We start from the raw sequence: 13544 nt of genomic DNA, 5'->3' as shown, positions 1-13544 counted from the left end.
TTTCGATGCGCATTTTGAAGTTTGGAAAATCATTCTTGCGCTTAAATAGACTCCGAGGAAAAATATTCTAGGGCTCTAATGTAACGCGGAGAAAGAAATTCTACGCCGCGTTCGCGCTATATCGGTCGTTAAAGCTACGCTTAGCGAGGGCGCTGGGGCCGTGCGTTTCTCCCTTCGCATCACTGGGCCTAGCCAGCGAAGAGGCGTTAGGCGCTCGCAGCGACAACTAGGGACCGTCTGGGAGGCGCTTCGCAACGACGCCCCGGTGCATCTAACCCACCGGCAGGCGACGGCCTTGGCAGGCGAACTCTATCGCGTTTGGGCGGACAGCGAGAGCCGCGCCCGGAGTGTCGCCATGGTCCACACGCCCGGTGTTGGTTGGGCGCCGGATACTGAGAGCCACGAGGAGCAGGAAGCTCACTGGGCGGCTGTAACCGAGATGTGGGAGAGGGTTGGCGGCGACGGTGCGGCCAACAAACTAGAGAAGGCGCTCGGGTCTATCGTGGACCGCCTCTTGCTGACCAAAGGCATCAGCAGAGTGGACAGCGAGTCGCGCACTCTCCTGCTCACCGCCTTTTGGGTGGCGCTGAGGGACGCCTTTGCAAGCCGGCACCGCAATGCAGGCGGAGACTATCCGCTCGACGCCAAGGCCGCTCGCTTTCCCGAGTGGCAGGCCCCGGCAGATGCGCCGAAGGAAAAGCCAAAGCGGGGTGCCTCTAAGAATTCCCTCACTGGGTTAGTCGAGGATTGGTGGAAGGAAGCCAAACGGGCCGGTCGAAAGCAGAGCACCTATGACAGCTATCGCAACTCAATGGCTCGTCTCGTGATATTCCTGAAGCACGATACGGCGAGCCGGGTGACGCCCGAGGACATCATTCGCTTCAAGGACTATCGCGTGCAGAGCGGCTTGAGCGCGAAGACCGTGAAGGATAGCGACCTCGCGGGCATGAAGACGGTATTCGGTTGGGCCGTGGTCAATCGTCGTCTGCCTAGCAATCCGGCTGAAGGGATCACCATCAAGGTCGGCAAGGCGCGGAAGCTTCGATCCAAAGGGTTCTATGATTCGGAGGCCATCGCCATCCTGAAGCACGCCCGCGAGTTCGTGCCCGGCCGGGAAGCCCCGAAGCTGGCGGCGGCCAAGCGGTGGGTGCCGTGGCTGTGTGCCTTCACGGGCGCCCGCGTGGGTGAAATGATCCAGATTCGCAAGGAGGACATTCGCCGCGAAGGCAAGCTCTGGGTGCTCCATGTGACCCCGGAAGCGGGGCCGGTGAAGACGGATGAAGCGCGTGATGTGGTGCTCCATCGGCAAATCATCGAGGAAGGCTTCTTGGCGTTCTTTGAGAAGTCGAAGGGCGGCTATCTGTTCGTTGATCCCAAGGCCGGCGAGTTAGGTGTGCGCAACGCGGTGAAGACAGCGCGGAACAAGGTCAATGAATTCGTCCGCGAGGTGGTGAAGGATAAGAACGTTGATCCAAGCCACGGCTGGCGGCATCGCTTCAAGACTGTCGGCATTGATCAGGGCGTCGAGATGCGCGTGCCGGACGCCATTCAGGGGTATGCGCCGCGCAATGTCTCGGAGGGCTACGGAGACGTGACCATCAAGGCGAAGGCGAACGCCATCGCGAAGTTTCCGAGCATCATCATTTCATAAATAAGCCTGCAAAGTACGCTAAGGCCACGTGGCCTCTTCCAATCAGAATAGCATTTAGTGTAGCCTACAATTCAGAGCTGTTAAGAGGGTGGGAATGCCGCATAGCGTTCGCAAGCTTCTGACGTCATCAGGTATGGAGGGCTGATGGAGGGTCCCGCCAAATTATCTCCGCCTCAATCGATAGTTTTGTGCCTTTCTGGAGGGGGTCTTCGCGCGACTTTTTTTCACCTAGGCGTCATCAGAACTCTAAAGCGGCTGAACCTCCTAGACAAAGTAACAGATATTGTTTCCGTCTCTGGTGGAAGCATCATTGCTGCGCACTTAGTTCAGCATTGGGCCAAATACGTTGGTGCTCCCAAATTCTTCGATAAAGCTCAACTCGGTCTACTGTCGCTTCGGCAATGGGATCTTCGTGGCAGGGCTATCCGGCGGTCACTACTTTGGTGGCCGCTATATGCCCTCGCGTTGCGGTTCCCGAAGTATTTATGGCGGTGGCGGGTCGGTCGCACTGAGTTGCTGCGGCGGGAGTACGATGAGTTTTATGGACGTCAAACTTTAGATGGGCTTTCGAAATTAAACGGTCCCGAATTTCATATCGTCTCCACAAACCTGAAAACCGGTGGTCTTTGCTTCTTTACGAAGGATAAATACCGAGTTTTCGAGGAAGCCAAGTTGAAGCCCTACCACGCGGAGCTTACGAAGCTTTCCTTGGTCGTAGTAGCATCCTCCGCATTTCCTCCGGTATTTCCGCCAATACTCTTTGACGAAAGTTTCACTAGCGCAGATCCAGGTTCATTTCGTGTTTCTCCCCATGTGCTGACTGATGGGGGCGTTTACGACAATACGGGATTTGAGTCGGCTGCGTTGTTGGACACTGAGCGACAAGAAAATAAGCTCAAGTTGAGCGATCTTATTTTGGTAAGTGATGCAGGAAGTCCATTTCAATGGCGGCAATTCGGAGAGTTTACAAATCCGTTTGCCTTAGCTCTCCGGGCCTCTCAGATCACCATGAACCGCGTAGCAGAAGCAACACTAAGGCGTATTGCGAGCGATGATAGGGTAGGCCTTATCTCGATCGATGATATCGACGAACGTGACGGCTTGAAACCGAGGATCCAAAAATCCGTTTCCTTGATACGCACTGACCTTGATCGATTTTCAGACATCGAGGTAGCTGCGCTCGTAAGACACGGTGAAAACAAAGCAGCTCGCCATCTAATGCAACGCTTTGAAATCAGCCCCAATGCATGCGCAGTAAATGAATTCCCGCTATCTCTGCCTTCGTCCAACGAAGCTCTTGCAGAGGCGCTACAAACGTCTTGGAAAGTACGATGGTGGAATACTTTCACGAATTTTTCCGACTTCTTCCCAACGTTGATCATAGACAGCGTTGGGCTTGCTGCTCTGTCTGGCGCGCTTTTCTCGACTTATTTAATCGTCGGAACTATTTATTTGCAGCTTGTGACGCCTTTGAGGACCCCGATAGTCGAGAGCGAAGCTGTGGCGCAGAGCGATCCTGTTCTCAAACCTTTGCCTGTACGCCCAATTAAACCTGCGCCCGAAATCAATGCGACAACTGTGCCTTATGCCGCACGTGCGAATCTTTGCCTTGACAGAATTGACACGACGGACGCCACGCTATCGGTTGATCAGGTGAGAAGCCTAGCTCGGCAGTGCCTTCAAACGAGATAGCATATTGAGGGTAGTATAAATGCTAAGTCCTGGGCGAAAATGGGCTGGGTGGGCGCTCGTTGTTGTGGCGGCAACTACGGGAAGTGCCCGGTCTGACGAAATCGACCAGTGCATGGCGCAATTGCAGGCAGCGTACGAAACACCTCAGCAATTTACCCAGCAAGGTGAAATTACGTGCCCTTCAGGGGATATAGTTGGTTTTCCGCCTCGGCCACGGCGAAATAATCGTAGTGGTTCTGTCTCTTACACGGCCCCTCAGGACTTCATAATTTCAAATCGGGCGATCACCTCGATCACAATCGAGAATGTTAGTCAGAACAACGGCCGCTACGGCTCACCTTCAATCTCTTCCGATGGCCGAACTGTAACAGTGCCAATCTCGTGTGATGGCAAGGGGCCAGGTGAGGGAAGGTCGTGGCAAAACATAAGAATATCAGGAGTGATCGTACGTCAGCCCACCACGGATGTCCTCAAATCGTGGGCCATCCAGTGTGCACGGTGTATAGTCGAGAAAAACTGCCCTCCGGCCAACCCCGAGTAAAGAGAAATAAAGCGGCCTTGATTAAGATCAAGCGCCCCAACTTTGATCAACGTCGGCCGACTAGGTGGTACTGCCGTGCGATATCCAGTCGCGGACATGCGCTTCCATCCACCTGTGCTCATCGCACTCCCGGGTGGCTCCAGCCTCCTGCAAGCACAGTGATTACCGAACCGTAGCTGTGAGGATCAGTAATTGAACGCCAATAGATGCAAAACCAGAAATTCCTAGAATTTCGAGGCAAGTGAGAGCCAATCTCATTAAAAGGCTTTCCGGAGAGGGCTCTCCTTGCAAGCTCAGCGAGGCACCTATTGTTTTGTGAAGACGTCCGTGCCGCGCATGGTATGCGGCTTTCCGTCGGCGCCGACGTAATCGAGCTTCCATTTGGTCTTGAGGGCTGGTCCGAGCAAACGGCCAGTCCAGACAGTCGTGGAATGGCAATCGGGCACGAGGATACCTTTCCAATCTACCGTGAAGGTAACACGCGTGCCTTTGCTCACTCCCACTGCGGCGTAGGGGACGCCTTGGCACTCGAAGCCAGCGGCCTTGTTTACGTAGTTCCCCGCGAACGCACCGGTAGCAGGATCAACGAAAAAGACGCTTAGAACAGAACCTCTCGTATTCACCCACGTGGAGAACGACGGGACTTGGGCTTGGGCTTGAAACGGGAGAAGGAAGAAAAGCAAGGTAAGTATGCGCTTCATGACTATTCTCCGAGTGAAACAACCGAAGGTAGTCTATTCTTTGTTTCTTTCACTTTTCAAGTGGCCAAAAAGATGGCCGGTGTGCTGACCAAGAGGATGGCGACTTGGATGCCGCCCGACTCGATATCCAGACGCTTGAGAATTTGATGTTCGAACCATAGGCAAAGCCCGATGAATCCCCAGAAGGCGCTTGGCCTATCCCAAGAGGACTTGGCTCTAGAGGCGGGGCTAGATCGGACCTACGTCAGTCAAGTCGAGCGGGGCACCCGTAATTGCACCATCATTGTGCTGGCCCGCTTGGCGAAGGCCCTCAAGACGACCCCTGACCGCCTGCTCGTGCCTCAGAGGAAGGGACGGGGCAGTCCTGAATCTCGTCCGGTGTCGGGTTGATCACTTTAAGCACCGGCCGCGAGGGAGCAGGGTCCGTCACCGGTAGCGGGGACGACGCATTGCCCAAGATCGCTTCGATCCAAAGCGGACTTCGGCAGTCACTCACACAATGTCAGCATGTGACCCGACACGGACGCTGAAGCGCGGCCCGCCTGAAATGGAATGGACTTCTCGAACGCCTTAAGTTTCTTCTACCTTGCGAAAGGTTCGGCTACCATTCGGGCGCTGCTGCGCTTTTCGTTATTGGGAAAGGGTAGGCTGTGAAAGAAGTCGATATAGCAAAGTTGGTAAGCACCGTCGTCCTGTTAGGACAGGCGCGGGCAACCATCATGTTTAATTTGCCACGCATGACCGAAATATTGGCGCCGTCAAAGAAGCCTGCCCGGCAGACGAGCGGCAGTAGTAAAATATTGGGTAAGCTGTTCTCTAAAAAATTATCTGAGAAGGCCGACCTTCTGGCCGAGACGGAGCAGCAACTACGGCTAGCGAGTGCGGAGCACGGTAGAAACGTGATGGCGTCTGTTGAGTCGGCCCTCGGAGAACTAATCAAGCACCTGGAAGACTTTGAGCTAACACTGACTTTAGCCCATGCTCGCAGGCTTAAGAAGGGAATTGAGACAGAGAAACAGTCACCAACCGCGCTGCTCTGGGAGAGCTGACGGAACGTCTTTTTGATGAGGTTCGGAGTCGTCGATTTCTTGCGCTCAGTCCGGAGTTGGGCGGCTATTACAATACTCAGCAATTTGCACCGGAGGTTCGGCTAAAATTTCCGTCTGCTGCTGTTGATATAGATGAAGCTATGAATTGCCTCGCGCTAGAACGTAGTACGGCTAGCGTATTTCATTTTATGCGCGTGATGGAGGTCGCGGTTCGGGCGACGGCATCTTGTTTGGGGGTACCCGATCCTGTTCGCGCATCAGAAAAAAACTGGGGTGTTATGCTTGGCTCCATAAAAGGCGGTATCAATAGCAAGTGGCCCACTTCAGCAGATAAAATGGGGCCTGATGCGAAGTTCTTCGAAAGCCTTCTCGCGTCGCTTGAAGCGGTCAAAAGTCCTTGGAGAAACGCGACCATGCATGTGGAAAACAGCTACACCATGGCTGAGGCTCAACGAATTCGTCATGCGGTGGAAGGCCTGATGCTTACGATGGCGAGCCGGTTCGATGAGAAGGGCGATCCGAAAGTGTGAGTGGATAGACCGTCGTTTGCTGTGCGCCTGATAAGGACGGTTGTACAGGCGCGTGTTCGCCCATGAAATGAGTATCGGCGATTCAAGAGGCGGAACCGGCCGAAGCCCCTGTTGGCCCTCAACAGACCTTGCTCGTGGTACGGCGGATGTCGGCCTGCCGCCAAAGCAGACCCCAGTAGGCTCGGTGATTCTGAGTCGCGCTACCCCTTTGGCTTCATCATCGAGGGGCCCAACAAGGGGACTAAAGGACTCATTCGCCCGAACTAAGAGGTGGCCCACTGGGTCGACCTTGGGGGCTGCAAGCTCGGCCTTAGTGGATTGTCCTTAAAGGTGGCCATGTAGGAGGGGTGGTGTAACCCTCCCAACTTGAAGGCCCCCCTTAAAGAGAGCCCTGAGATAGGCCTTCAAGTTCTAACTCTTTGAGTTTCCTCCCCTAGCTTCCTCCTCCACTAGCGGAGGCGTAAGATTTAATATGTTGTAATCATTAATGAATTTTTACTGAGACAATCGCGCAGGGCGAGCGGCTCCAGCGTTGAAAAACGGCTCCCATTGTTTCCTGCGCCACACCCACGTTGGATTTCGCGACGAGCACCGCGTCGTGGAGAGGCAGGGCGGTGACCCCAGCAGCCGATAATTCAGCGAGAACCTCGATCAGCATGTCGCTTTCGATGCGCATCAGTTGGAAACCAAGACCCTTTCCAAATAGGGAAGCTATGGATGCGTGCTTCGCGGCGAGCATCTCGACTGCCGTCCGGAGATTGATCCCATCCGGAAAATGCCGGTGCGTGTCCTCGGGCCAATTCTTCAGCGGCCCCCGCGAGAACAGCAGTGCGTTCATCAGCTTCTTGCAGCCTTCGCGGCCGGAGCCCTTCCCGAAAACATCGTAGAGGTCGCCCTGAGGCTGCGGCGCTCCGGCCCGCACGTAAGCAAGGCGCGGGAAAAGCTGTCGATAATCGACCTCCGCCACGCGTTCGCCGTCGATACGAATGCGCTGGCGTTCCGTTCGCTCCATTGACATCCAGAAGCCGCCCGCGAGACGGCCGCCGTGAAGCCACGTGGCGTTATTGAAGATGCGTCTCAGCGAGCGGCGATAGGGAGCAATGATTTGCCCATCCCTTCCTAACGAGAGGCCGGCGTCGTCCTGGCCCGCGACCTCAATGTCAGCCTCGCGCAAAAATCCGTTTATGCTCCGAACTTGGTTTGCGAACTTCTTAGACTGTGCGGTCTCGCGATAGGCGATGGAGGCGGCGTTTCCGTCCTCGTCCTTTCCTTCCTTCAGGAGGACCAACACGGGATCGTCAATTTGACAGATTGCGCGCCAATCGGGGGGAGTCAGCGGGAGGTGATCCGCGAGGCGTTCTTGTGGCTCAATGAGCGACGGCATTTTTGACCTAGCCGAGATCCTGTAGCCGCGCCGCCCCTCTGCAATGAGGCCCATGGCGGATAGGAGATCGATGGCAGTTAAGAAGTGTTGGCCGAGAACAGCGTTTCCTTGCCAGATGACGGCATGTGAGCGAGGGACGGCGAGTTTGGAGTTGCTTCCGGTGGCCTTTAGCAGAATGAGATTGCAGGCCAACGCCTCTATGGCCACGTAGAATTTCGCCGCGTCCGCTTCCTTTCGTGCTCGCTTGCGGGAAGCGCTCGCGGCCTCGTGGGCCAGTAATGCGTCTGCCAGCCTTCTGATAGCGGTTTGAAGCTCCGCCCCTTTCGCGCGAAGCTGAGGATCGAACATCATGTGCTGGGGGGGTGGGAGAGCATAATCTCGCTGCTTAAAAGTAACGGGCTCTAACATCGGCTTTGACGCACCCGATCAGTCCAATTCCACGCGCTAGGAAGTTTCGATTACCTGGGGTGCAATGCCCTGTTTCTGCGATAGTTCAGGTGCCAGCCACGGCAGATCGTCGTCCGTAATGCAACCTGATTAGCCAGAAGAAGGTTTTCGTCGGAGCGCGGCGGCGCGTGCCCCGGCTTTCGCCTGCCAATAAGCCGCTTCTGCTTCGTGTCGCATCACCCAATCGCTTGCCGGTGGACAGCTTGGTCCCATAAATGTCTTCTGAGTTGAAGACGAGTCTGTAGTCTTCGTTCATGTCTGGACTCCCTGCAAACGTTCAGTGTGGAAGCGCTCCATTCTGAGCGGTCGTGCTCAAATCAGATCGCTCTAATTGCTTCGCATCCTATTAGTGAACCCGAACACCGGAGAGGTGCACCAAGATACTTCCATCTGGAGCATCGATAACTTCGTATCCAGGCTCCAACGGTATCCAACGGTTTGCGTGGGCGGAGCCCGGATGGCCCCGTTTAGCGATAGCGATGCCTTCCAACTTCAAAATTAAATCGCTCTCGGTTCGTTCGAAATCGAGTTTGGATCGCTTACTCATGCGCTCTCCTATCTGCTGGGGTTCCGTGCTCAAAGTCACCGACTTAATGCCGCAACATGTGCGTACCGTTATCCGGCCACCAGATATGGCGTGCGAGAATCTATCACTGCAAATTATCCGACGCCTACTGAAGCACGGGATGGTGTCCATACCGTTTAACCTTCAGGGCGAGGACGGCGGAAAGGTGTTTTTCCACCACCCATTCGCACGGTTGCTCGACGGCCCGCCCGATCAGTCGCAATACCGGCCCAGACGACCTAGGAAAGGCATGCAGTTCGGTTTGGCGCTGCCTGCCCTGATGGTCCACAAATGGCCAGCGCTTATGGGTGCCGCTCGCTAGCCGATGTAGACTCTTTGCGATCTGGACCGTGCGAAACTCTTTCGTCCGGTGTGAGCCGGGGTCTTCTTCAATCAACGCGGCGACGGCCAGCACGATGGCAACGAAGCGTTCAGGCTTGATGCCTGCGACCCGAAGCCGTGCTAATGCGATGCGAGCCCGTCGGTTGGCCGACATGCCCCTGAGCCGTGTGGCGATCTCCGTGGGGCCCGCCTCTTCAAGGAGCAGTACGATTGCGCTGAGGGCCGCCTTGATGAACCGATCGGATTCGGCCCGGAGCCGAACATACGAGGTCGCCGCAGCAAGGTATGGCTTCAATTCGGCCGCGCTGTACGTCCCATGCCAGTGCGATCCGTGCCGGGCTCTGTGGTCCACGTGACGGCGGCAATGGAAAGCCGCGAGGCCCGTACCCGCTACTCGCATGGTGGGACTGCGGCAACCCGGGATGCAGCAGCGAAGTGCGCCTGCGGCATTTCCGAGGCGTTGTTTGATTGAACGTGAGCCCACGCTACGTGTCTCCGAGCGTGTCTCGCATAACGTAGACTCCAGCCGCTTTGTACCTTTCTGGATTCGCTACGCGATCTCGATACGCTTCCTCCGCAATTCGTGCGGCAACGTCTTTGGTTTCAGCGATTAATGCCCGCTCATCAGGAGTTTGCGGGAGGCGGGGCTTGAGGTCTGCGATTGCTTGGGATTCAAACAGTTGCTTGTAGGCGCTATGGCCATCGGCAGAAATCCGGCCTTCACGAAGCTGTTGAAAGAGGATGTTCTCCTGTGCTGGCCAGAAGTTCAGCTTTTCCATCACGCATTCAAAGCGAGGCATCTCCGGATCGTCCATCAGAGCTGCCTCAATGGCAATCGCTACGCCGTGCGCCAACATCACCGAGGGTGATTTTTCACCGCCGTATCCATTTAGATAAACATGTGTATCGTCGGGCTTGACCCAGATGCAACTGTACGCAACGGGCGCAATGCCATTGAAGCGTTGCGGCGGTTCTTTGTGCCTCGAATGGGGAAAGAGCAAGTGAGGGCGAGTCGAATTCTTGATCATGTTAGTCCGTTTCGTCGATTGCGCTTCGCAAGCCGCTGAAACTAGAAAAAGCGTTTCGATTGTGTCAATCCCCCGGCCCATCCCCCTACCACCCAGAAGTACTTGTGCCACAGGGGTTTCTTGTATGTGTTGGTCCCCCAACGTGGGTGTCGAGCACCGGCATGCTTACATCTGATGGTACCTCCCGGGCTCCTATGTGCAGGGCGACGAGAACCCACTGGGCTCAAAGCTCGCATGCCGGTCCCGACTGCCTACCTCAACAGTAAGCGCTGTGGCGGACACCCTCCATTATGGTGCCCTTCTTCGCAGGACCCTTGCGACCTGTACCCCGGTCCACTCGACGTGTCCTCGTGAGGTAGGGATACCTCTGTCGGTGAGTGCACGAGCCAACCCTTCATGGGACGTGACCCCTTGGCCTTCTAGTTCTCGAAGAGTTGGCATGAGGTCCTGCGCTCGCCGGTTGGCCATCGTTCCGCGGGCGACCCTGCTTGCTAAGTGAGCTGCCTTTGATATCGACACTCCTCGGAAACCTCCAAGCTTCACGCCCCGCTTCTTGGCGGCTGCGAGGGCCGCTTTGGTCCGTGTGGAAATGAGGCCTGCTTCCAGTTCCGCCACGGCGGCCATCTGTTGGAGCATAAACCGACCGGTTGGGCCTTCAATTGCGGGCAGGTCTGCAAAGCGGACTTCCACACCCGATTCCAGCAGACGCGAAAGGAACGCGACCGACCTCGTAAGGCGATCCACCTTGGCGACAACAATAGGAACGCGATGAACGCGAGCCGCAGCAAGTGCCTGCTCTAGGGCCGGCCTGTCGCTTCGGCGTCCACTCTCAACCTCCTTGAACTCCGCGATGACTTGCCCTTGCTCCTTGAGATAGGCCGCAACGGCAGATCTTTGTGCGGCGAGCCCAAGTCCGGACGCTCCCTGCTTGGCGGTCGATACGCGATAGTAGGCAATGAAGCGGCTGCTAGTAGACGACATGAAAGGCTCCAACATTTGCAACAACGTCCGTTGACCTAAACGTTAGGGACCTCATGTCTCCATCTCAACGGTATCAACGTGAGTCAAATCGACTCAGCTCTTGGGCCGGTTTGAACTTGCACATTGCGGTTGGGTGATTGTTCCTCTGGTCTTTAACTTCGATTTCAAGGGGGGGACTGGGGGGAAACCACTGCATCGCTGCTGCGAGGTGGCCTCTCGAATGCGTGACCCCAAATCGTTTCTCGGCCGGGGTTCGAGAGGGCTAGGCTATGTCGAGAACGAGAGTTGCGCCAAGTTGGCCCTGTTCGAAGCCATCAACTGCATGCGGCTGGACATGCTCATGGCTGTCGCTCGCAAGGACGACGACGACCGGCGCCGCAGGCAGGCTCAGGGCCAAGCGAAGGCGAAGGCAGAGGGTCGCTACAAGGGCCGCCCTGAGGACACAGAGCGCAATGACGGCATCTCGCCCGCATGCTCGCGGCTGGCCAATCCTGGAGCGCCATCCAGCGGGCCACTGGATGCAGCCGCGCGACCATCGCGAAGATTGCCAAGCGGACGACCGATAACCAGGAGGCGGCGGCTTGAGGCGCTAACCTGCGTCTCTCGCTCTCGCCCGCCGGCTCCCGCCCTGCGCCTCGGTGACTCGTGCCCTCTTGCCCCTCCTCGGGGCCGGGCCTGCCGGGAGGGCCACGGGGGGAAGTCGCGCGGCAGCCTGCGGGCCCTACCGTTCGCGTGCGTGACCCTAAAGGTGGTCCGGGGAAGCGTCGGATGGCTTTTTGAACTCGAGCCTTTTCTTGATACCCAGCTCTTTCACAAAGAGGCTGTGCACTGAGGTGAGTCCGTCACGCGCTTCAACAGCATCGACCTCTGTCCGCTGCTTCATTGCCACGACTAAGTCATTGAGCATGTGAGCCCGGGGTGCAAGCCACTCGGCGTCTTCCTTGGTCAACTGCGTTGTGCCTATGCTGCCCTGCATGGACGCACCGAACTTCTGCACCAGTGCCTCACGTTGCTGCCCGTATGAACAAAATATCGCGATGGTGCTTTCATGAAGCTTATCCAGAGCCGCAATCTGGTTGAAGGTCTGGTCATCGAGGGAGAGAACTAGCGCCATCTCATCTGCCGAGAAGTCTACTGCGTCGGGCAAATTCGCAACTGGGAGCACCATCTGCCATAGCGCACCCTTTAGGCCTGAGGCCGTGGCGTGCTCTACGGACTCTGCAACAGCCTTCCGCAGATTCTCCAAATCGGAAACAACACGGATCAGCTTAAACAGCAGCGAATAGGCCAGCGCCCGCCTGACCTCCAATCGATCATCATCTCTCTGCTTTTTCGCTTCTGCCCGTGATGCGCGTTGAAGGAAGTAGTTGATCGTGCCACCTACCACCGCGCCAGTTAGCGAGCCGCCTATCGCACTAAATACCGCCCATGCCGTAATCGTGCTTGTGCCATCAACGGCCATCCCACAGCTCCCTAGCCAACTCCATTGTAAAGGCCATGTTGTCCAGCATTGCTCTGCCGCTGTCGCTCATTTGCATGCTCCCGATTCGGGCGTACTGCTATCGCATGTAGGTAAAACGGTCGTCTTCAAACGAGGCTAGGCTCAGGCCCACCCATCGCCAACAGGCCGAGGTCTCGTGACTCGATGTGAAGGGGCCCCGATACTTAACGACGATTCGTACAAAGAACTGATCATCGCCACTAAGCTCTGGCTCGGGCATCGGGGGCGTATCTTCGTCAGCGTATTCACCGATGGTAATGGACTCGGGCACATCAAGTGAGAGCTTGGTACGCTTCTCGTTTGGAACCATGATTGGCAGGCTCAACAGGGAATGCCACCGCCAAGCGCTGCCAAGGTCACCGGGTAACCTTCCGACGCTAATGCCCGCGAAGACGGACTCGATCGTTGCCGGCGTCTTCCCGTAATTGGCCACGTCATATTCTACATAATGGTACGGGTCCTCCACGTCTTCCTTTAGCTGTAGACCCTTCGGATTGAACACGTAGAGGTATGGCCGCTCTAGCTTCGAGAAATTGTGCGTTTGCGCCTGCGCGGCCTCTGCGCTAATCCGAGCTGTCTTGTCTGCGCGGAGCAGAAAGTACCCTTGTCCCGCTGACACCATCACCAACCCACCGGTGAGGATGGCGAGCCAAAGGGTGTAGCGCACGAGCGCTTCGTCGTTCTCCTCCTTTGTGGGGTGAGATGGCGCTTCTGCTACGTGCGGCGTTGTGTGCTCTAGAGGCTGCTGTGTAACGTTTAAGCCGAAGGCTCCCCAGAACAGGCTACCTCCAAGTGCAATACCCATCAACAGCGTGAAGACAGGCCAAATAAGCGAACGCAAAGGCATGGAATCAGCAACAACCTTTTCTATCTCTGTTCTGAGTTAGCACCCCCAGGTTAGCTTCCGCTAGGGGCGTGGCGGATCATCTCCGGGGCCACGGAAGCGACCGAGGAGATGCTGGCGCTATGGAAAGCCGCTGAGGCAGCACGCAAGCAGGCGTGACGGCAAAAGCCACCGCAGGGCGCACCGGTTCCCACTCCCTGCCCTGCCTTGCGCCTTGGCGGCCTCTTGCTCTCTCACCCCTGAGGCGGGCCTGCCTAGAAGCCACGGGGGAAGTCGCGCGGCAGCCTC

The 13544-nt window shown here is 56.6% G+C and carries 13 protein-coding genes and 1 pseudogene; 6 read left to right on the top strand and 8 right to left on the bottom strand.

The window, feature by feature from the left end; all coding sequences use genetic code 11:
- The first annotated feature begins 355 nt into the window (after positions 1-355).
- A complete protein-coding gene (locus ABIB99_RS24305) occupies positions 356-1651 on the top strand; it encodes a tyrosine-type recombinase/integrase (protein WP_354177754.1) in 1296 nt (431 codons plus the stop codon).
- A 144-nt stretch (positions 1652-1795) separates the two neighbouring features.
- The gene (locus ABIB99_RS24300; RefSeq protein ID WP_354177753.1) at positions 1796-3343 is read left to right on the top strand and encodes a patatin-like phospholipase family protein; all 1548 of its coding nucleotides are present in this window, start codon (positions 1796-1798) and stop codon (positions 3341-3343) included.
- Positions 3344-4189: 846 nt separating this feature from the next.
- Here ABIB99_RS24300 and ABIB99_RS24295 read toward each other — a convergent pair.
- Positions 4190-4585, bottom strand: coding sequence for an avidin/streptavidin family protein (locus ABIB99_RS24295; RefSeq protein ID WP_354177752.1), 396 nt, complete (start codon positions 4583-4585; stop codon positions 4190-4192).
- A 171-nt stretch (positions 4586-4756) separates the two neighbouring features.
- On the opposite strand from ABIB99_RS24295, the gene ABIB99_RS24290 reads away from it, so the two are divergent.
- The 3 genes from ABIB99_RS24290 to ABIB99_RS24280 all read left to right on the top strand — a co-directional run bounded on the left by ABIB99_RS24290 (position 4757) and on the right by ABIB99_RS24280 (position 6164).
- Positions 4757-4975, top strand: coding sequence for a helix-turn-helix domain-containing protein (locus ABIB99_RS24290; RefSeq protein ID WP_354177751.1), 219 nt, complete (start codon positions 4757-4759; stop codon positions 4973-4975).
- A 260-nt stretch (positions 4976-5235) separates the two neighbouring features.
- Positions 5236-5634 carry a hypothetical protein gene (locus tag ABIB99_RS24285; protein ID WP_354177750.1) on the top strand — a complete coding sequence of 133 codons (399 nt, stop codon included), beginning with the start codon at positions 5236-5238 and terminating at the stop codon, positions 5632-5634.
- Positions 5635-5690: 56 nt separating this feature from the next.
- On the top strand, positions 5691-6164 hold the full coding sequence (locus ABIB99_RS24280) for a hypothetical protein (RefSeq protein WP_354177749.1): 474 nt from the start codon (positions 5691-5693) through the stop codon (positions 6162-6164).
- Positions 6165-6648: 484 nt separating this feature from the next.
- On the opposite strand, the gene ABIB99_RS24275 is transcribed toward ABIB99_RS24280, so the two are convergent.
- The 5 genes from ABIB99_RS24275 to ABIB99_RS24255 all read right to left on the bottom strand — a co-directional run bounded on the left by ABIB99_RS24275 (position 6649) and on the right by ABIB99_RS24255 (position 10911).
- Positions 6649-7896: a hypothetical protein gene (locus ABIB99_RS24275; RefSeq protein ID WP_354177748.1), complete on the bottom strand. Its 1248-nt coding sequence runs from the start codon at positions 7894-7896 to the stop codon at positions 6649-6651.
- Between the two features lie 145 nt (positions 7897-8041).
- Positions 8042-8251, bottom strand: coding sequence for a hypothetical protein (locus ABIB99_RS24270; RefSeq protein WP_354177747.1), 210 nt, complete (start codon positions 8249-8251; stop codon positions 8042-8044).
- A 415-nt stretch (positions 8252-8666) separates the two neighbouring features.
- Entirely contained in the window at positions 8667-9197 is a 531-nt protein-coding gene (locus tag ABIB99_RS24265; RefSeq protein WP_354177746.1) for a hypothetical protein, read from the bottom strand.
- A 190-nt stretch (positions 9198-9387) separates the two neighbouring features.
- Positions 9388-9930, bottom strand: coding sequence for a hypothetical protein (locus ABIB99_RS24260; protein WP_354177745.1), 543 nt, complete (start codon positions 9928-9930; stop codon positions 9388-9390).
- 288 nt (positions 9931-10218) lie between these two features.
- The gene (locus ABIB99_RS24255; protein WP_502917510.1) at positions 10219-10911 is read right to left on the bottom strand and encodes a recombinase family protein; all 693 of its coding nucleotides are present in this window, start codon (positions 10909-10911) and stop codon (positions 10219-10221) included.
- Between the two features lie 301 nt (positions 10912-11212).
- On the opposite strand from ABIB99_RS24255, the pseudogene ABIB99_RS24250 reads away from it, so the two are divergent.
- Positions 11213-11496: pseudogene (locus tag ABIB99_RS24250) on the top strand (helix-turn-helix domain-containing protein); the annotation flags it as partial.
- A 157-nt stretch (positions 11497-11653) separates the two neighbouring features.
- Here ABIB99_RS24250 and ABIB99_RS24245 read toward each other — a convergent pair.
- Together ABIB99_RS24245 and ABIB99_RS24240 are read right to left on the bottom strand one after the other, a co-directional pair.
- Positions 11654-12373 (bottom strand): hypothetical protein, encoded by a 720-nt coding sequence (locus tag ABIB99_RS24245; protein ID WP_354177743.1) that lies wholly within the window; start codon positions 12371-12373, stop codon positions 11654-11656.
- 97 nt (positions 12374-12470) lie between these two features.
- Positions 12471-13259 (bottom strand): hypothetical protein, encoded by a 789-nt coding sequence (locus tag ABIB99_RS24240; RefSeq protein ID WP_354177742.1) that lies wholly within the window; start codon positions 13257-13259, stop codon positions 12471-12473.
- Between the last annotated feature and the right edge of the window lie 285 nt (positions 13260-13544).

It is taken from the genome of Bradyrhizobium sp. LA6.1, from assembly GCF_040547805.1.
GTDB lineage: Bacteria > Pseudomonadota > Alphaproteobacteria > Rhizobiales > Xanthobacteraceae > Bradyrhizobium > Bradyrhizobium barranii.
Note: the sequence above shows the minus strand (reverse complement) of the source record. Positions and strands in the feature narration are given on the sequence as shown.